This is a genomic window from Methanobrevibacter oralis, from assembly GCF_001639275.1.
Classification (GTDB): domain Archaea; phylum Methanobacteriota; class Methanobacteria; order Methanobacteriales; family Methanobacteriaceae; genus Methanocatella; species Methanocatella oralis.
This window is the reverse complement of the sequence record NZ_LWMU01000114.1, coordinates 33,000-51,930: the sequence shown is the minus strand read 5'-3', so window position 1 is coordinate 51,930 and position 18,931 is coordinate 33,000. Positions and strand designations below refer to the sequence as shown.

Genomic DNA, 18,931 nt, shown 5'->3' with positions numbered 1-18,931 from the left:
TTAAGCTTCAACAACAGAGCTTTCACTATTAATTTTAACTAATATATAATCATACATAAATGATTTTTTAATTTCTGCTAATTGTGATAATTTTTTACCATCAATTTCTATATTTTCTATTACTTTATGATATTTATCATAGTTTAATTTAACACGAACACCATCTAATTGAGAAGTAACTGGTGCTGGGGAAATAACATTTTTAATTTCTTCAACTTGATTTTCAATAGCATTTTTAACAACAATAGATGGAAGTAATGGTGGATCTAATGTCATTTCATGCTTTTTATTGTTTAAAGTTTCTTCAATGGTTTCAACTAACTTATCAAGTGCACGTATATCGGGTCCTCTTCTAAGTCTTCTTGGAATCCTACCAAGACCACCTACATATGCATCTGCTCCTGGAAGTTCTTCAATTGGAATATCTGGAGAACCAGTAACAATAACTGGAACATCCAAATCATCGTATAAAAATGATTTTTCTTTAATACAATTTTCAAAACTACCTAAAGCAAAAACAGCTACATCATGTTCTTCAATTAAGCTTTTTTCTTCTTCAGTAATACCAGATGTCCCTTTTCCATCTCCTCTAGCAAGTCCTATCATGTTATCTTTTGCACCAAATTCACGTAAATATTCTGAAATATCACATGCAGCATGAGGTAAGTGGTGTCTTGCAAGAGTTGGTGAAACAATAGCTATCTCTGAGCCCGCCATTGGAGCTACAGATATTTTAGCTAATAATTCTGAAGCTTTTTTCTCAATCTTATCAACATCTTCAATAGGAATGGCCATGTTTAAAACTAATTCCATTTGTAAAAGATTTTCTTGAAGAATAAATCCTCCTAAATCTTCAATTAATTCCTTAATTTCTTCACTTTTGTGGACTCCACCGGTAAATGTTAATGTTTCATACATATTACAACTCTCAATTACACATTTATATTAATAATTGTTCTTAATTTTATAGCTATATTAATTTTTCCAAAATAGAATATCTTAATTCAACTCTTTCAAATGGGTTTTTTGATGCAAAATTATGTGTTGGAATTTCAACTAATTCTTTATCCTCTCCGTTTACATCCTCTCTTAAATAATCTGGATAAATTACATAATCATAATCACTGGTAGATATATTAAATCCCATATCTAAAACTATATCCTTTAAAAATTTAGATAGTACTTTAACTTTGATATCATGTTTGAAATTATTATTAAGATATTTTTTGGTTAATTTATAATCTTCAAAAAATAATAATATTTCTTCATTAGATAATTCACATTCAGCGTATGTGGAAACTTTTTTAATACTATTAAAAATTTGAGATGCCGTATTCAGCTTAATAGGCATAGAATCCATCATAACTTTGCTTTCAGATAGTAATATCGCAAAGTCACCATCTTCTTTATCAGGATTTTTATTTACAAGATAATCATGAATTCCTGCTAATCTTAGAATTTCTTCACACATTGGTGTAGTTACAATCTTCATGATAATTAATTATATCATCAGTACTAATATACTATAATATGAAAATAACATTGAGTTTAGAAAAGACTATAAGTAATGATGTTTCGATAATGGTTGATGCCCTAAGGGCAAGTACTACTATTACATTAGCATTAAATAATTTTAATAAAATAATTCCTTGTTTTACTCCCGAAGAAGCATTTAAACTAAAAAAACTTGAAAACGGAATTATAGCAGGGGAACGTGGTGGAGAAATAATTGATGGTTTTGATATTGGAAACTCACCAAAATTAGTTGAATCTTATAAAAGTGATAAAAAAACTCTAATTTTAACTACAAGCAATGGTACAAGAATTTTAGAGAATATGAATTCTACCGTTCTTATTGGATCACTTGTAAATGCTAAAAGTGTTGGGAAAAAAAGTGTTGAAACAGCAGATAATCATATTGATGTTGTAATGGCAGGAGTTAATGGTGAATTTGCTTTAGAAGATTTTTTAGCATCAGGTGAAATACTATATTGGATTTGCAACAATTTAGATGAATATGATTTAAGTGATTATGCAAAAGCAGCTATAATTGCTAGTAAAGACTATGAATATCTAAAAAATGGATTTTTAAATTCTAAATCTGCTCAAAGACTTAAAAAACTCAATTATTACGATGATATTATCCTATGCTCACTTAAAAATATTTCAGATAATGTTGCTATTTATGAAAATAATGAAATAAAATTAATTAAAGATTAGATTTATATATTTAAATCCTATAATATAACTTAACATAAAAACTGAAAGAAGTGTTTTTTTAATGAGACGAGAATGTTTAACAATAATAGGTACTGCACATGTGTCTGCAAATAGTGCTAAAGAAGTTAAAGATGCTATTTACGAACAACATCCAGAAAGAGTAGCTATTGAACTTGACCAAGGACGATATATCAAACTTAAAAAGAAAATGTTAGGTATTGAAGAAGATGAAGAAATTTCAGTTAGTAAAATCATTAGAGAAAATAAAGTTGGCTTATTTTTAACAACAACAATCTTAGGCTATTTTCAATCAAAAATCGGAGCTGATTTGGATGTTGCTCCAGGTTCTGAAATGATTAGTGCAATTGAAGCTGCAGAAGACTTAAACATTCCAATTGCTCTTATTGATCGTGACATAAATATAACTCTTCAAAGAGCTTTAAATAAAATGGGTTTTATGGAAAAGATCAAATTCATGTTTGGACTCGTTACTGCTCTATTTGGCGGTGAAGATGAAGAGGAAATTGATGTTGAAGAGTTAAAAAATATGGATAATCTTGATGATTTAATGGAAATGTTTAAGGATGAATCACCAAGTGTTTATGAAGTTTTAGTAAAAGAAAGAGATGCATATCTTGCAGGAAACATTCTTAAAATTCCAGAAGACCATGTAATTGCTGTTGTTGGGGCAGGACATAAGCCAGGAATTAATAAATATTTGGATAATCCGCAATCAATACCTCAACTAAAAGAATTAGAAGAAATTAATAGTGGAAGAAATATTCCTTGGCTTAAAATATTTTTGGCATTAATTCCTATTATGTTTGTTGTGATATTTTTTCTTGCTTATATAAACGGAATTGATATAACTGGAAACATTTACGAATTTATTATAATTAGCATGATAATGGGATTTGTTGGTTCAATTTTATCTGGATCAAAATTACTTTCTGCAATTATTGGTGGAGTAGTAGCTCCTTTAACAATTATTCATCCATTACTAGCTGCAGGTTGGTTTTCAGGACTAGCTGAAGCTAAATTTAGAAAGGTCAAATCAAGTGACATAAATAATCTTACAAAAATTGAAAGTTTTAGAGATTTATGGAACAATAACATATTTAGGATATTGCTTGTGGTTGTTGGAACAAATCTCGGAGTTAGTATAGCTACACTTATTATACTTCCATCAAGAGTATTTTTACCCTTGTTTATGAAAATCTTCGGAGTCTAAAAGCTTTATATATTATATAATTTATAATATATTTACTAAAAATTTGGGAAAAAAATGTATTTTATATTTCGTTGCGATTGTGGTCGTGTATTATATGCAAAAAAAGGTGTTGCAACACGTAAATGTGTGTGTGGAAAAACATTAAAAGTAAAACAGCGCAGAATATTTAAAAAAGTTGCAACAAGAGAAGAAGCATCCCTTGCAGTTCAAAAAATGCAAGACGAAATATATGGGAATACTGACTTTAAATTAGCCAGTGATTTATGATTAATTTTATGGTCTGTTAAAAATGATTGGAACGACATTGGAAATAATTATTATGCTAGTTTTGATTATCCTTACTGGATATTTATCAATGACAGAATTAGCTATTGTATCTGTTAGAAAATCGAAAATACAAAAATATTTAAATGAAGGCAATGAAAATGCCAAAATTATTATGGATTTATTAGAAGATCCAAATCAATTTTTATCTACTGTCCAAATAGGAATTACCTTGATTGGAGTTTTAACTGGGGCATTTGGTGGAGCAACATTAGCTGAACCATTAGCTCAAATAATTGGATCTTATACTCATTATGGAGAAGTAATAAGTGTGGCGATTGTTGTAATAATTACTACTTATTTAACCTTAGTTATTGGAGAGATTGTACCTAAGGTAATTGCATTAAACGAACCTGAATCCATTTCACTAAAAGTAGCTAAAAGTATGCTTATTTTATCAAAAGTATCAAAGCCTATTGGAATGATACTTGCAAAATCTAGTAGATTTCTTTTATGGATTATGCGAGTGGAACATAAAACAGATGATGTAGTTACTGAAGAAGAAATCGAATTAATGATTGAAGAAGGAAGAGTAGACGGTACAATTGAAAAAGAAGAAGAAAACATTATTAAAAGAGTTTTCAAACTTGACGATCAAAAAGTTGAAAGTATTATGACTCCAAGAAATGAAATCATATGGATAGACTTAAAAGACACTCGTGAGCTTAACAAAGTAAAAATCATTGAAAGTAAAAGATCAATATTTCCAGTAGCTTATGAAGAATTAGATGACTTTATTGGAGTCGTACAAGCAAAAGACATATTATCTGTAATGTTTAGTGATAATGAATTTGATATTAATTCAATTGTTAAAGAGCCATTAGTTGTTTCTGAAAATCTTGAAACATTGGAATTATTGAAAGAATTTAAAGAAAATCAAGAATATGTGCATATGGCATTGGTAGTCGATGAATTTGGTAGTGTTGAAGGTTTAATTACTTTAAATGACTTACTAGAAGGCATTGTTGGTGACATACCTGCAATTGATAAAATTGATGAACCAACAGCCAGTCAAAGAGACGATGGAACTTGGTTAATAGATGGAAGATATAATATTGATAACTTTAAAGAACTCTTTGATTTCGATGAAGAATTACCCTATGAAAAAGAAGATAATTTTACCACACTGGCAGGATTCATTTTAAGTTTAAGTGGTACTATTCCTGATGAAAAAGACAAATATGATTGGAATCGTTTTAAATTCGAAATAATAGATATTGATGGACATCAAATTGATAAAGTATTAGTAAAAGATTTAGGCCCACTAAATGATTCAAAAGGAGAATAATATGGGTGTATCCATTATAATTCAAATAATCTTACTTATTTTAGGATTTGTATTTTTAATTAAAGGTTCAGACTATTTTGTTGAAGGATCAAGTAGTGTTGCTTCAATTTTAAAAATTCCAACAATTATTGTTGGATTAACTGTTGTTGCTTTTGGAACAAGTGCCCCCGAAGCAGCTGTTTCTATTACATCATCACTTACAGGCAATAATGCAATAGCTGTAAGTAATGTAATTGGAAGTAATTTGTTTAATATATTATTCATTATAGGGCTTTGTGCATTACTTAATGAATTAAAAATTGGAAAAGATGTTATTAAAAGCGACTTACCTTTTCTTGTAGCAATAACAATTATAACATCATTATTCATATTAGTTAATTGGAATATCTCAAGAATAGAAGGTATGATTTTATTAATAATAATTTTTGCTTATATAAGTTACTTAGTTATATCTGCATTGAGATCTGGCGGAGCTAAAGTAATTGAAAAACCGAAATTAACTCTTTCTAAGAGCATAATTTATATAGTTATAGGGATTATTGGTATTATTCTTGGTGCTGATTTAGTTGTTAATAACGCATCATCAATAGCTATTGCTGTTGGAATGAGTGAAACATTAGTTGGTTTGACCATTGTAGCAGTAGGAACTTCACTACCCGAACTTGTAACATCCTTAACTGCCCTTAAAAAAGATGAAAATCAATTAGTTATTGGTAATGTAATCGGTTCAAACATTTTTAATTTATTATTCATACTTGGATTAAGTAGTACTATTAGTCCTATTACTTTAAGCTCAAATATGCTAGTAGATATTTGTTTAATGGTATTTATTACCATTTTATGTTTAGTATTTGGTAAAACACAAAATAAGTTCGATAAAAAAGAAGGAATAATCCTTGTGGGACTATTTATACTATACATGATTTTCATAATTCTTAGAAACTAATTTTTTAATTTCACACGCTTTACAAATATTAGAAGATGTTGGTTCACCGCAAATCTTACATTCATTAAGATTTGTGGAAAAATCATTTTCAAAAGTTAAAATTTGTTTAAATGAATTCATTATGTTCTTTTTAATTCCAGGATATGCATCTTCATTTACATTTAAAAATTCTTTAATTTTAGCACGTAAGGATAAATGAGAATAAGGACATTCTTCTAAATGAATATCAATTTCATTAATCACTGCCCATATCCCTACTTCTTTTTCTGGAGTATTCCACAATGGTTTAATTCTTGGAACTAATTTTGGATGAATCGCATCTAATTGAGGGCCGAATTTTGAGAATTTAATTGTATCTCCACGAGCAAAACTCATTAAAAAAGACTGGATTTCATCATCTAAGTTATGTCCAGTAGCTAGTTTATTAGCTCCTAATTCATAAGTTGCTTTATTTAATATATTCCTTCTAAAAACACCACATGGAATGCAAGCACTTTTAAAATCCTGATAAATATCATCTAAAGCAAAACCTTCCTCTTCTTTAAATGATTTTTGAACCAATTCAACACCTAAATCTTTTGCATTTTTTATTGCAGAATCAATTCCATGTTGCCTATATCCATCAATACCCTCATCAACACTAATAGCTACTAAGTCAAAATCTAGGTAATTTTGATAATTTTTTAATGCATGAAGTGTTAAAACACTATCTTTACCTCCAGATAAAGCCACGGCTATTAATTCATTTTCTTTTATTAAATTATAATCTTTAATTAAATTATTAATCCTTGAGAAAATCTTTTCATTAAAATCATTCTTATTTAACTTAACCATACACTAAAATAATTTATAGAAAGATAAATAAATAATTTTACAAGGTGAAAATATGATAACTGCAGATTTCGCAATATTACCTGTTGGAACAAAAGACACAGAATGCAAAGAATACGTAACTATAGCTGTTCAATCAATAAAAAACTCTGGATTAAATTACCAGTTAACAGGAATGGGAACCCAAATTGAAGCAAAAAACTTAGAAGAACTTTACTCTGCAATAGCTAAAGCTCAAGAAGCTATTTTTGAAACTGGAATTGGTAGAGTATATACTGTAATTAAAGTTGATGACAGGCGAGATTTAGAAAACAGGACTTTGGATGCTAAGATAGATACTGTAGAAAAAATGTTAAAATAATAGGAATATTTCTAAAAATATCCTTTTAAAATTTAAAATTTCCATCCCCCTACCTCCTCCTGAATATTCCAAAATTGATAATAAAATCCTTTTTTATCTATTAATTCTTTATGTGTTCCCTTTTCAACAATTTTTCCTTCTTTTAAAAATATTATTTGATCTGCAGAACTTATAGTGTAAAGTCTATGAGCTATCATTATAACTGTTTTTGATTTAATCATTTTATTAATAGCTTTTTGAATTAAAAACTCGTTTTCAGAATCTAATGAAGAAGTAGCTTCATCTAATATTACTATTGGAGCATCTTTTAAAATAGCTCTAGCAATGGAAATTCTTTGTTTTTCGCCTTCACTTAATTTAGAACCTCTTTCACCCACTATAGTATCATAACCATTAGGTAATTTTTCTATAAAATCATGGCACATAGCATCTTTAGCTGCTTTAATTACTTCATCATCATTTGCATCTTTTTTAGCTATTTTAATATTATCCATTATAGAACTATCAAAAAGAAACACATCTTGAAAAACTATAGATATTAAATCAGATAATTGTTTTAAAGGTATTTCTTTTATATCATGTCCTCCAATAACTATTGAACCTTCTTGAATATCCCAAAATCTTAAAATTAAATTAGTTATTGTTGTTTTTCCAGAACCCGATGGACCAACTAATGCTGTTAAAGTTTTTTCCTCACAATCAAAATTAACATTATTTAAAGTTTTTTCATGGTTATAGCTAAAATTTACATTGGAAAAGTTTACATCATAGTTATTTAGTTCTACATCCTTTTTATTTTCTAAAATACATTTTTCGTTCATTAGATTATTAATATAATTAATACCTTGACCTACATGATTTTTAAGGTGTATATATCCAAACAGACAATCAGTCATTGCTGAAGATATTGTAGGTGTTGCAATAAAGAAAAAAATTATTTTAAAAAGACTAATTGAATTTGTTATATACAAATATACTGCAACAGGAAATAAAATTATTATACTAATACTTGCAAAAAATAGGACAAAAATATTTGGAATCATAGTAGCTTTAACATTTTCTATATTTTTATCTCTAAAATCTGTTGTAGCTAAATGAAACTTTTTAAAGTATTTTAAATCTAAATTATAAATTTTGATTATATTTATTCCTCTAACAAAATCCACAATAGCAGAATTATATTTAATTAAAGATTTCTCCCTATCTTTAACAACAACATTAGAAATTTTATCAGAATATTTAAATGATAAATAAGATAATGGAAAAACAATAGCCGAACAAATAGCAAGCCTCCAATCTAATACAAAAAAGATTATTGTGAGTAAAATAACTGTAATTTGAGAGGAAATCATAAACGGAGCAGTATATGTAACAAAATACTCAACTTTTGATACATATTCACTTACTATGGTATTAATCTCACCTAGTGCATTTTCATTAAAGAATCCCAAATATAATTCAGTCAGTTTTTTACCTATATCTAAACGTAAGCCATAGGAAATATCTAATCCCAAATTCATAAAACGTAAATAAATATGATGTTCTAAAACATTAAACACGATAAAATTAATAATTAAACCACATGTAAGGCAAATAATATTAAAAGTGCTAATACTACTCTTAAAAAATTCGATTACAAATAAAAATATTATTAAAATAGGAATAATACTAATAAAACTTCGTAATAATAAAAATAACAAAGATTCTTTAACTTTATAATTATTTTTATCAAAAAGAAAATAGATATCTTTAATCATTATTTCACTTTCCATTTATCTGTTGAACTATGAATATCCCATAATTTTTTATAATAATCATTTAAATCCATTAAAGTTTCATGATTTCCTTCTTCAACAATTTCACCATTGTTAAGAACAAATATGTGATCTACATTTTTTATTGTTGACAATTTATGTGCGATTATTATTACCGTTTTATTTTTTGTAAGCCTATCTAAGGCTTTTTGTATCAGATATTCATTTTCGGCATCAATGAATCCTGTAAATTCATCTAAAATTATCAAAGGAGCATCTTTTAAAATAGCTCTAGCAATAGCAATTCTTTGTTTCTCCCCATTACTTAATTTAGTACCACCCTCACCCACAACAGTATCATATCCCTTAGGGAGATTTTCTATAAATTCATGGCAGAATGTTTCCTTAGAAACTTTTATAACATCTTCTAAACTAGCATTAGGATTCCCAATACGAATATTTTCAAAAACTGTATCATTAAATAAAAAATTATTTTGAAAGACAATTGAAATAAATGATAATAATTTCTTTAAGGGAATCTCTTTTATGTCAATATTGTTAATTTTAATTTTACCTTCATAATCATCCCAAAATCGAAGAATTAACCTAGTTATAGTGGTTTTGCCAGACCCTGAAGGTCCAACTAATGCGTATTTTTTACCCTCTACAAATAAAATATTTAAATTTTTTAAAACTTTAATTTGATTATCATAAGAAAATGAAAGATTTTGAAACTCAATATAATTTATATCATCTAAAATAATTGATTTATCATTATCTTCAATAGATTGAAGAGATAAAACTTGATTAATTCTATTTAAAGACTCTCTTTCCTCCATATTATATCTAATAAATTCATATATCCTCATAAATTGATTACCAAAAATTGGTCCAATAATCATAAACAATATAAATGATTCAATAGTTAAGGTTCCATTTATATAAAAATAAAATCCTGATGGGATAATAAACAATAAAGTAGAACCAATGAATGCTTGATATAAAGTAAATGGCAATGCTCTTTGAGTTGACCAATTTTTCATACTGATATTCCACTTTAAAGCAGCATTTTTGTACTTATCAAATGAATCCTTAGATCTATTAAATACTTTAATAACTTTAATACCCATTACATATTCTAAAATAGTAGAATTAAGATATGACTGAGCCTTTAAATGATTGTTAATCATATCATTTAGAGATTTTAATTGGGAAAGAATTGGTATAAATGCTAAAATTATTGGAATCAAACAAATTAATGCCATTCTCCAATCAATATAAAATAAAAATAAAGCTGTAAAAAAAGGAACAAAAATCGTGCTTATCATCTCAGGAAGATGATGTGCTAAAAAGAGTTCTAAGATTTCAGAATTTTCATTTAAAACCGTTTCAAAATCACCAGTGTGTTTTTCTTGAAAATTACTTAAAGGTAAAGTGATTAAATGATTGGCTAACTCAATACGAACCTCATAAATAATTTCATAAGCGGCCCTATGAGAAATATTATAAGCAAACATCATTACAAAAAATTCCAAAGCATAAACAATTGGTATAGTTATCAAAATAAGTGCAAGATAGTAAAAATCAATTGAATCTTGGAAAAAAATTAAAATAATCAAATAAATCATGAAAAACGGGACAATTGACATTCCTGAAGATAAAAAATGCAAAAAAGAAGCAAATATCAATTTATTTCGGCGTTTTCCTGCAAGCAACAATAAATCTTTAAACATCCCTATCACCAATTAACTCATCCACATTTAACAATGGTGGTTTAATACCGGCTTTCATACTTATATCTGTAATAACAGAAGGTTTTATATCATAATTTTCAAAAGTGCTTAATTTCTCAAATGCTTTTCGAGTATCTAAATTAAACACTATTCCACCATCATCCATTAAAATAACTTTTTTACAATATTCTCCAACTACCCTCATATCATGAGTTATTATTAAAATAGTTTTACCATTATTGTTTAATTCTCTTAAAATATCCATAAATGCTTTAATATTATTCCAATCTTGACCTGTTGTAGGTTCATCAATTATTAAAATTTTTGGATTATGAGCAAGTGCTGTTGCTGTGGCAACTCTTTGCCGTTCTCCCCTACTCAAAGTTAAAGGATGATTATCTTTTAATTTGCCAAGATTCATCTTATGCAATATTTTATCTATATCCTCTCCTTTTTCAAGACCGTAGTTTATCTCTTCAGTTACTGTATTACAAAATAATTGATGTTCAGGATTTTGAAATAGAAATCCAACTTTTTTTCTTATCTTTTTAATATTGATATTTGTTTCACCTAAAATATTTATAACACCATTATTTTTTTTGAGAATACCCATTATAATCAAAGCTAATGTTGTTTTTCCAGCCCCATTTTTTCCAATTAAAGCTACAAAATCTCCTTTTTTAATTTCAATGTTTATATTACTTAAAATTTCATGACCATCTCTTTTAAAAGATAAATTTTCAATTTTAATGGCGACTTTATTCACGGAATTATTTACTAAATCTTGATATTGAATAGAAAACTGTTTATTAGAGATTTTTTCTTTTAATAATTTGACAACATTACTATTATCCATCAATATTTCATTTGATTTTAGTTTTAAAAGCATTTGAACAGATTGTGGAAGTCTTAAACCTAATGATTCTACAATTGAAGATTTTAAAATATTATCAGTTTTTCCAAACATCTTTATTTTGCCCTCATCTAATAAAACCAATTTATCAGTTAATTTATAAACTTCATCTAAGTTATGATCAACCAGTATAATAGTCATTCCATCATTTTTAAGCTTTTTTAAAGTTTTAAATACCATTTCTTTTCCTTTTGTATCTAATTCAGAAGTAGGTTCGTCTAAAACTAATATTTTTGGATTTACAGTTAATACAGAAGCCATTGCAACTTTTTGTTTTTCACCTCCAGATAAATCAAATGGATATTCATCTTTTAAATGTCTAATTCCAATTGTATCTAATGCAAAATCAACAGATTCTCTAATTGTATCAACAGGATATGCAAGATTTTCACAAATAAATGCTAATTCATCTTCAACACTAATATTAAAAAGTTGATTTTCGGGATTTTGAAAAACTACTCCTAATTGATTAGTTATTTCTACAATTTCATGTTCATCAGTATTTAAATTATTTATTTTAACCAAACCAGATTTTTCTCCCTTAATTTCATGTGGAATAATCCCAGTTAAACAATGAAGTAATGTTGATTTTCCACTACCTGATTTACCAATAATACCAATAAATTCTCCTTTTTCAACATTTAAATTAATATTTTTAAGAGCAAAATCATCACAATCAAAATACTTAAAAGACAAATTTTTAACATCAATTATAGGTTCCATTATCTAAAACCTCCAGAATATAAAATTATTGAAAAAATAAAAATTGAAATTGAAAAAATTGAAAAAAATAAATCATTTTTCTTAAAACTAATATTTTTCATTGAAGTTCTCTTTTTACTATAACCAAAGGATTTTACATCTAATGTTAAAGCCATTTGTTTAGCAGTTCTAAGAGAAGTGATTATAATCGATTCTAACATCAATAATAAGTCATTTAATCTTATTTTATCTTTTCTAATTTTTTGTGCATTTCTAGTAATTGAAATATTTTGAATTGTTAATGGTAAAAAGCGAATTGCCATTGTGAATAATAAAATCATCCATTCTGGAAATTTAAATTTCCTCAACATTAATATGATTTCACTAGGATGAGTAGTAAATGGTAAAATTAATGGTGGAATAAATATTGCTACCATCCTCATTGAAAAAATAATGCCATAAACTAATCCTTCAACAGTAACTGGCAAATATCCAATAAATGGAATATTAAAAGGCATTAAATTAAAAATAATCGTTTTAGTTCCATCATAACCAGGTTTTTCTGTGAAAAAAATAGCTTGACTAATGATTCCAACCACAACTATGACAAAAATCATTAAAAAAAATGGTTTGAAATTTTTAATTGGAATATTTGACATTTTCCATATTATTAAAGAAATAAAAATTAATAAAAATAAAATAGGAATTGAATATGTTACTATTGCAGAACCCAATATACAAAATGAAAATAGGAGCTTTGAACGAGGATCTAATTTATGTACAAATGAATCAGATTTAACATATTCAATTATAATAACATCTCCTATAAAATTGCGCCTTTTATCCTATTACCCATTTTATAACCTATCCAACTACCTATTGGAAATGTAACTAAATGAGGCAGTATGAAATAAGATATTGCTAAATAAAATGGAATATTCATACCATATACAAGTGTTACGATAAGCACATAAACTGTTCTCGCAACTAAAGCAAATAAAATCATCCCTATCAAATTTATCTTTAAATCTGAAGCATAATCTTTGCTAAGTTGTAAGAAAAACTCTAAAATTAAAACACCAGCTAAGGTATTAATTGCAGAAAGAGTTCCTCCATACATGCTTGCTGAAGTAAAGTCAATTAATGTATAGACAACCCCCAATACTAAAATCGTATATTTTTTATTAACAACAATAGCAGCTATTGTTAAAATTATTCCCCAAACTATGCCATAAAATATAATACCTATAACGGGTCCAGCAAACCAAACACAACCCCCAATAAGCAACATTACTAAAAAAGTAGAAATTAATGCTGTTTCTTTATTATTAAAATAAAATTTGTTTCTATTTTGGTTATCCATGATTTTTACCTACAAATTAATAATAATTAAAAATACATTTAAATTAAATATTTTTTCTCTTTTTTCTCTAAATGAGTTAAAAATACTTATTACAAAAAAATAATCCCTAAATTAATATTATTTTAATAAATAATAGCTTTAATAAATACTTTCAATTAATATAGTTCCACATTTGTAATATCCTCAAATACATATATTTGCAAATTAAAATAAAATGGTAAAATAACCTCCAAACCTAATACTTAAATCTATTTTAACCAATATATTCAATACTAGTAAGTTAATAAATTTACAAAAACCTCATAAAATTGAAAACTTCTAATAAATCAAAAAAGAATATGAGAAGATAATTTTATTATTTAATACAAATAATCTCTCATAATCCCCATCTAAACAGAAAACAAAACTTTCTTAACTCTCTTACCAAACGAAGTTCCAATAAACCCACCTATTGCAAATGAAATGGTTGGAACAATGACCATAAATGCAAGTAATGAATTAGGTAAAACCATTCCATAAAAAGTCATGCTAACCCCTAAAAAAACAATCCTGCTTATTATACCATAAACTGCAGATCCTATAACATTTATTTTTAAACTTTCACCATATGGATTATAAGTCATTAAAATGACTTCTAAAAATACAGCACAAATAATGTACGAAAAAGCAGTCAAACTTCCAACAAATGCTCCAGCTATAATAAACTCTGCTAATGTTCGAACAAAACCTAATGTTATCATAGTATATTTTTTACCAATTACAATAGATGCTACAATTAATATAATACCTTCAACCACACCATAAACTACATTACCGACCATAGGTCCCAATGCCCAAATAAAATTATCTGCTAACAACAAAACAAAAAAAGCAGCTAACAATGCTATTTCTTTGTTATTAAAATAAAATTTGCTTTTATTTTTATTATCATCCATAGTATCCCATTAAAAATTTATTAAACAATATTAAAGTATTAATTATTATTAAAAAAATATTATATAATTAATACAATTTTGATTAATGTTATTATTTAATTTTCTATAACTACTATTTAAATTTTTTCTTAATAATAAAATATAATTATCAAATATTTTAATTTATAAAAAAATTTTCTATAAATCATTGAATTATTTTAGATTAAATCTACAATTTATACTATGAGTTATAAAATTTACTGAAAAATATATCTCCATACATTACATAATAAAAAACATTCATTGGGAAAATTTTTTATCAGTAATTGGACTTTATTAAATAGATTTTATACAAATGAAAATTGAATTATTATTAATCCATCAAAATTTAGATGATATTCAAGATTTAATTATGTCTGAAAAAATCTATTTTCAGTTTGGACAAAAGATTACATATAATAGAACTTTATACGCATTTAATGGATCAAAACAAATTAAACCTACCCATGAACAGCCTAAATAATAGAAAACTACTGTGGCAAAAAAGAATAATAAATAGAATACATATATTCAAATTCTTAAAATTATAAACATCTTCCAAATACTATGAAAATTATTTCAACTTACGAATATAACAAAACAAAAAGAAAAAAGGATTTAAAAAGAAATGTTATGTCAACCAACTACTTCAATATGAAAACTAAAAAAAATACTTACCCATAATGATTTAAACTCAATACCATCAATAATAAAAATTTACACGAAAAAAATTAATAAAATCCCATATAATCAGCATCAAACAAAAAATGAAAAAAAAACTAAAACCACTCAAAATTCACCAAAAAGCACGAAAATTCAACAAGAACTACAAATCAACAGAATAAGTATCATTGAGAAAATTTAAACTTGTTGAATAATAAAAAGAAAAATAATAAAATAATATGATAAATTTTAATAAAATATTAAATTTACAGAGTATTTCAATAATATAAAAAAGATTATATAGTATAATATTCATTATTATTAATAACAATTAACTAATTATTAATTAGTTATTACTAATTAATAGTATTAGTATTAATTGTAAAAAGAGAATAGGTGATAAATTATGAGCTATGAAGAATTTTTGATGTTAGGTTGCAAACATAACCATTAAACATTGGAAAACAGAATGAGGGGTAAAATATATTTTGCCTCTCATTTAAAATAAGGTGATATTATGGAATTTACTCCGTTTTTATTAGTATTTCATATAACTGGTCGTTGTAATTTAAATTGTGGTTATTGTTATGCTAGTAAATATTCAAAATATGATGATTTATCCTTAGAAATAATTAAAAATATACTAAACCAAGCCGTTGATTTAGGAACTAAAAATGTGATATTTAGTGGAGGAGAACCATTATTACATTCAGAAATATATAAAATTTTAGAATATTCTCATAATTTGTCATTAACTAACCATATTACTTCAAATGGAACCACAATAACTGAAAATACTATTAAAAAACTAAAAAAATACAATGTTGATGTTACAATTAGTGTTGATGGATCTTGTAAGAAAATTAATGATTCAATTAGAGGAAAAGGAACTTTTGATAAATCAATCAAAGCAATCCAAAATCTGAAAAAAAATGGAATTTATACCTCTCTAAGGATGACATTAATGAAAAATAATTATTACGATGTCAAAAATTATTTAGACTTAGCATTGAACAATAATGTTGACAGATGCATTATAGAGAGAGTTACTCCAATAAATAAAAACGAAAATTACAATCAATTAACATTTAAAGATATAATAAATGTATTTAAATTAATGAAATCCTATTCAGATGAAACTGGATTAAATGTTGGATCAAATGATCCATTATGGTTAATATTTAGCGAAAATTTAGAAGCATACCTAAATAAAACTCACATATGTGGAGGATGTACTGCTGGAACATCAGCATTGTGCATCAATCAAGATTTATCTGTCTTTCCATGCCCCAGATTACAAATTAATTCAGGAAATTTAAATAGACTGACTTTGAAAGAAATTTGGGAAAAATCAATTATTTTTAAAAATCTAAGAAATAGAAATTTAATTGAAAATTGTATTGATTGTAAATATAAATATTTGTGTGGAGGATGCCGAGGCGCTGCACATTCAAACGGTTATTATTTAGGAAATGATCCTCAATGTTGGATGTTTAAAGATGAAATGTGTAATGAGAGTTACTGAATACTGCAATTTAAAATGTTCTTATTGTTATATGAATTCAATAAATAATAATTATAATTTTGAGTCATTGACCACCATTTTAGAAGTAATTAATTCTTTGAATGAAATAAATATTGATAAATTAATAATAACTGGCGGAGAGCCTTTTTTGAGACCAGATATTTTTGATATAATTAAAGAATCAAAAAAATATTTTGAAACAACTATACTGACAAATGGTTCTTTAATAAATAATAAAATAGCAAAAAATTTATCAAAAATTGGTATAGATGGAGTTAGCATAAGCTTTGAGTCTACAAATGCAAATATACATAACGAATATAGAGATAATTCATATAATAGTGCAGTAAATGCAGCAAAACTTATTAAAGATCAAAATATTCCAGTAGATATGAGTATCTGTGTGAGTAAAAATAATGTTCACGATTTTATAAATTTAATAAAACTGGCAAAAGACTTAAAATTAGATTCCATTACATTTGAAGCATTAAATCCTAGTGGAAGAGGAATAAATTTAAAAAATTTAATGTTAAACTCTTTAGAAACCGAAAAATTTTTAGATAATGTTTATAAGTACATGAAAAATCAAAAACCATCAATAAAAATTTTCATGTTTTATCCACAATGGATTCTTTGGGATGATAAAGCTAGTGGTTGTGAAGTGGGAAAATCTCTTTTTGCTGTAAAATATAATGGGGATATTTTGCCTTGTAGTAATTTACCTATAAAATTAGGCAATATATTAAAAGATGATTTTAATGAAATTTGGAACTCTGATTTATTGAAAAATTTAAGATGTAAAAGAATAGGAATTTGTAATGATTGTTCGCATAAATATAAATGCGGAGGCTGTAGAAGTCAAGCATTAAAAGATGGAAACATATTTTCTTCAGACCCTACATGTAATTTTAAATAAAATATAACATCCAAATTATAAAATAATTACTATTTTAATTTTCAAAGAAAGTTCGAATGGGTGAAATTCTTAAATAGAAAGAATTTAGTTAATTTCATCAGATGCCTTTTTAACAGCACTAATTACTAAATCTAAATCTTTTTTTGTTAGTGAAGGATGAACTGGCAATGAAATCACATTGTCTGCAGCAAGTTCAGCATTAGGACATTCACCATCAAATCCTAATGATTTGTATACTGGTTGATTGTATAATGGAATTGGATAATGAATACCTGTACCTACACCCTCATCATTTATAATAGTAACCCAATCATCACGATCTCCTTTTTCAACTAGAATAGTATATTGATGGTAAACATGTTTTGATTTTTCCAAGCAACATGGTGTTTTAATCCCATCTATCTCTTTTAAACCCTCATTAAGATAGTTAGCATTTTTTTGTCTTTTTTCATTAAACATGTCGATTTTATCCATTTGTGCAAGACCAATAGCTGCACTTATGTCAGTCATTCTATAATTATAACCAATTTCATCGTGGTGATATCTTACACTAGCTCCATGAGCTCTAAATATTCTTGCCATGTCAGCTAAGTCATCATCATCAGTAGTAATCATTCCTCCTTCCGAGGTTGTCATGTTTTTAGTTGGGTAAAAACTAAAACAAGCCATATCTCCCATACTTCCAACGGTTTTATCATTATAAGTAGCTCCATGAGCTTGAGCCGCATCTTCAATAACAATTAATCCATATTTTTCAGCGAGTTCATTTATTTTATCCATTTCTGCAGATTGACCATATAAATGAACTGGTAAAATTGCTTTTGTTTTATCGGTGATTAATCCTTCAATGGAATCAAGATTAATCGTGTAGGTGTCTAAATTTATATCTGCAAAAATCGGAGTAGCTCCAGTGTAAATAATTGCATTACCACTTGCAATAAATGTAAATGGAGTTGTTATTACTTCATCACCTTTACCTACACCACAGGATAATAAAGCAACGTGCAATGCAGCAGTTCCAGAATTTACAGCTATACCATGTTTTACCCCTACCCATTGAGCAAATTTTTTCTCAAATTCTTCAACTTTAGGTCCCTGAGCAATCATTCCTGATTTAAGAACATCGACTACATTATTTATTTCTTCTTCGCCTATTATTGGTTTTGCAATTGGAACTTTAATATCTGACAAATTTATCACCATATCTT

The 18,931-nt window shown here is 26.5% G+C and carries 18 protein-coding genes; 8 read left to right on the top strand and 10 right to left on the bottom strand.

The window, feature by feature from the left end; genetic code table 11:
• Together MBORA_RS09175 and MBORA_RS09170 are read right to left on the bottom strand one after the other, a co-directional pair.
• The gene (locus MBORA_RS09175) at positions 1-918 is read right to left on the bottom strand and encodes a methanogenesis marker 7 protein (RefSeq protein ID WP_042691696.1); all 918 of its coding nucleotides are present in this window, start codon (positions 916-918) and stop codon (positions 1-3) included.
• Positions 919-970: 52 nt separating this feature from the next.
• The gene (locus MBORA_RS09170) at positions 971-1,492 is read right to left on the bottom strand and encodes a hypothetical protein (RefSeq protein WP_042691698.1); all 522 of its coding nucleotides are present in this window, start codon (positions 1,490-1,492) and stop codon (positions 971-973) included.
• Positions 1,493-1,530: 38 nt separating this feature from the next.
• On the opposite strand from MBORA_RS09170, the gene comB reads away from it, so the two are divergent.
• The 5 genes from comB (at position 1,531) to MBORA_RS09145 (ending at position 6,009) form a co-directional block, all read left to right on the top strand.
• Entirely contained in the window at positions 1,531-2,220 is a 690-nt protein-coding gene (gene comB / locus MBORA_RS09165) for a 2-phosphosulfolactate phosphatase (protein ID WP_042691700.1), read from the top strand.
• A 61-nt stretch (positions 2,221-2,281) separates the two neighbouring features.
• Positions 2,282-3,451: a TraB/GumN family protein gene (locus MBORA_RS09160; RefSeq protein WP_042691703.1), complete on the top strand. Its 1,170-nt coding sequence runs from the start codon at positions 2,282-2,284 to the stop codon at positions 3,449-3,451.
• A gap of 54 nt (positions 3,452-3,505) precedes the next feature.
• The gene (locus MBORA_RS09155) at positions 3,506-3,718 is read left to right on the top strand and encodes a DUF1922 domain-containing protein (RefSeq protein WP_042691705.1); all 213 of its coding nucleotides are present in this window, start codon (positions 3,506-3,508) and stop codon (positions 3,716-3,718) included.
• Between the two features lie 22 nt (positions 3,719-3,740).
• Positions 3,741-5,063 (top strand): hemolysin family protein, encoded by a 1,323-nt coding sequence (locus tag MBORA_RS09150; protein WP_042691708.1) that lies wholly within the window; start codon positions 3,741-3,743, stop codon positions 5,061-5,063.
• A gap of 1 nt (position 5,064) precedes the next feature.
• A complete protein-coding gene (locus tag MBORA_RS09145; RefSeq protein WP_042691711.1) occupies positions 5,065-6,009 on the top strand; it encodes a calcium/sodium antiporter in 945 nt (314 codons plus the stop codon).
• Here MBORA_RS09145 and MBORA_RS09140 read toward each other — a convergent pair.
• The gene (locus tag MBORA_RS09140) at positions 5,977-6,843 is read right to left on the bottom strand and encodes a TIGR00269 family protein (RefSeq protein ID WP_042691713.1); all 867 of its coding nucleotides are present in this window, start codon (positions 6,841-6,843) and stop codon (positions 5,977-5,979) included. The two genes, MBORA_RS09145 and MBORA_RS09140, sit on opposite strands and share 33 nt — an antisense overlap.
• Positions 6,844-6,895: 52 nt before the next feature.
• Between MBORA_RS09140 and MBORA_RS09135 the strand changes: the two genes are divergently transcribed.
• Positions 6,896-7,201: an MTH1187 family thiamine-binding protein gene (locus tag MBORA_RS09135; protein ID WP_042691716.1), complete on the top strand. Its 306-nt coding sequence runs from the start codon at positions 6,896-6,898 to the stop codon at positions 7,199-7,201.
• Positions 7,202-7,233: 32 nt separating this feature from the next.
• Here MBORA_RS09135 and MBORA_RS09130 read toward each other — a convergent pair whose 3' ends face one another.
• From MBORA_RS09130 to MBORA_RS09105, 6 genes are all read right to left on the bottom strand, one after another.
• Positions 7,234-8,958, bottom strand: a complete 1,725-nt coding sequence (locus MBORA_RS09130; protein WP_063720574.1) for an ABC transporter ATP-binding protein — start codon at positions 8,956-8,958, stop codon at positions 7,234-7,236.
• On the bottom strand, positions 8,958-10,688 hold the full coding sequence (locus MBORA_RS09125) for an ABC transporter ATP-binding protein (RefSeq protein ID WP_082853411.1): 1,731 nt from the start codon (positions 10,686-10,688) through the stop codon (positions 8,958-8,960). The genes MBORA_RS09130 and MBORA_RS09125 overlap by 1 nt, the downstream gene beginning before the upstream one ends.
• A complete protein-coding gene (locus tag MBORA_RS09120; protein WP_063720573.1) occupies positions 10,681-12,324 on the bottom strand; it encodes an ABC transporter ATP-binding protein in 1,644 nt (547 codons plus the stop codon). Before MBORA_RS09120 ends, MBORA_RS09125 begins: the two co-directional genes overlap by 8 nt.
• The gene (locus MBORA_RS09115) at positions 12,324-13,112 is read right to left on the bottom strand and encodes an energy-coupling factor transporter transmembrane component T family protein (RefSeq protein ID WP_261795565.1); all 789 of its coding nucleotides are present in this window, start codon (positions 13,110-13,112) and stop codon (positions 12,324-12,326) included. The genes MBORA_RS09120 and MBORA_RS09115 overlap by 1 nt, the downstream gene beginning before the upstream one ends.
• A 14-nt stretch (positions 13,113-13,126) precedes the next feature.
• The gene (locus MBORA_RS09110) at positions 13,127-13,666 is read right to left on the bottom strand and encodes a hypothetical protein (protein ID WP_042691729.1); all 540 of its coding nucleotides are present in this window, start codon (positions 13,664-13,666) and stop codon (positions 13,127-13,129) included.
• 389 nt (positions 13,667-14,055) lie between these two features.
• Positions 14,056-14,601: a hypothetical protein gene (locus MBORA_RS09105; protein ID WP_063720572.1), complete on the bottom strand. Its 546-nt coding sequence runs from the start codon at positions 14,599-14,601 to the stop codon at positions 14,056-14,058.
• Positions 14,602-15,799: 1,198 nt separating this feature from the next.
• Between MBORA_RS09105 and MBORA_RS09100 the strand changes: the two genes are divergently transcribed.
• Both MBORA_RS09100 and MBORA_RS09095 read left to right on the top strand, forming a co-directional pair.
• Positions 15,800-16,807 (top strand): radical SAM/SPASM domain-containing protein, encoded by a 1,008-nt coding sequence (locus tag MBORA_RS09100; RefSeq protein WP_052331741.1) that lies wholly within the window; start codon positions 15,800-15,802, stop codon positions 16,805-16,807.
• Positions 16,782-17,723: a radical SAM/SPASM domain-containing protein gene (locus MBORA_RS09095; protein ID WP_042691733.1), complete on the top strand. Its 942-nt coding sequence runs from the start codon at positions 16,782-16,784 to the stop codon at positions 17,721-17,723. The genes MBORA_RS09100 and MBORA_RS09095 overlap by 26 nt, the downstream gene beginning before the upstream one ends.
• Before the next feature lie 84 nt (positions 17,724-17,807).
• Here MBORA_RS09095 and MBORA_RS09090 read toward each other — a convergent pair whose 3' ends face one another.
• Entirely contained in the window at positions 17,808-18,914 is a 1,107-nt protein-coding gene (locus MBORA_RS09090; protein ID WP_081738314.1) for a DegT/DnrJ/EryC1/StrS family aminotransferase, read from the bottom strand.
• Between the last annotated feature and the right edge of the window lie 17 nt (positions 18,915-18,931).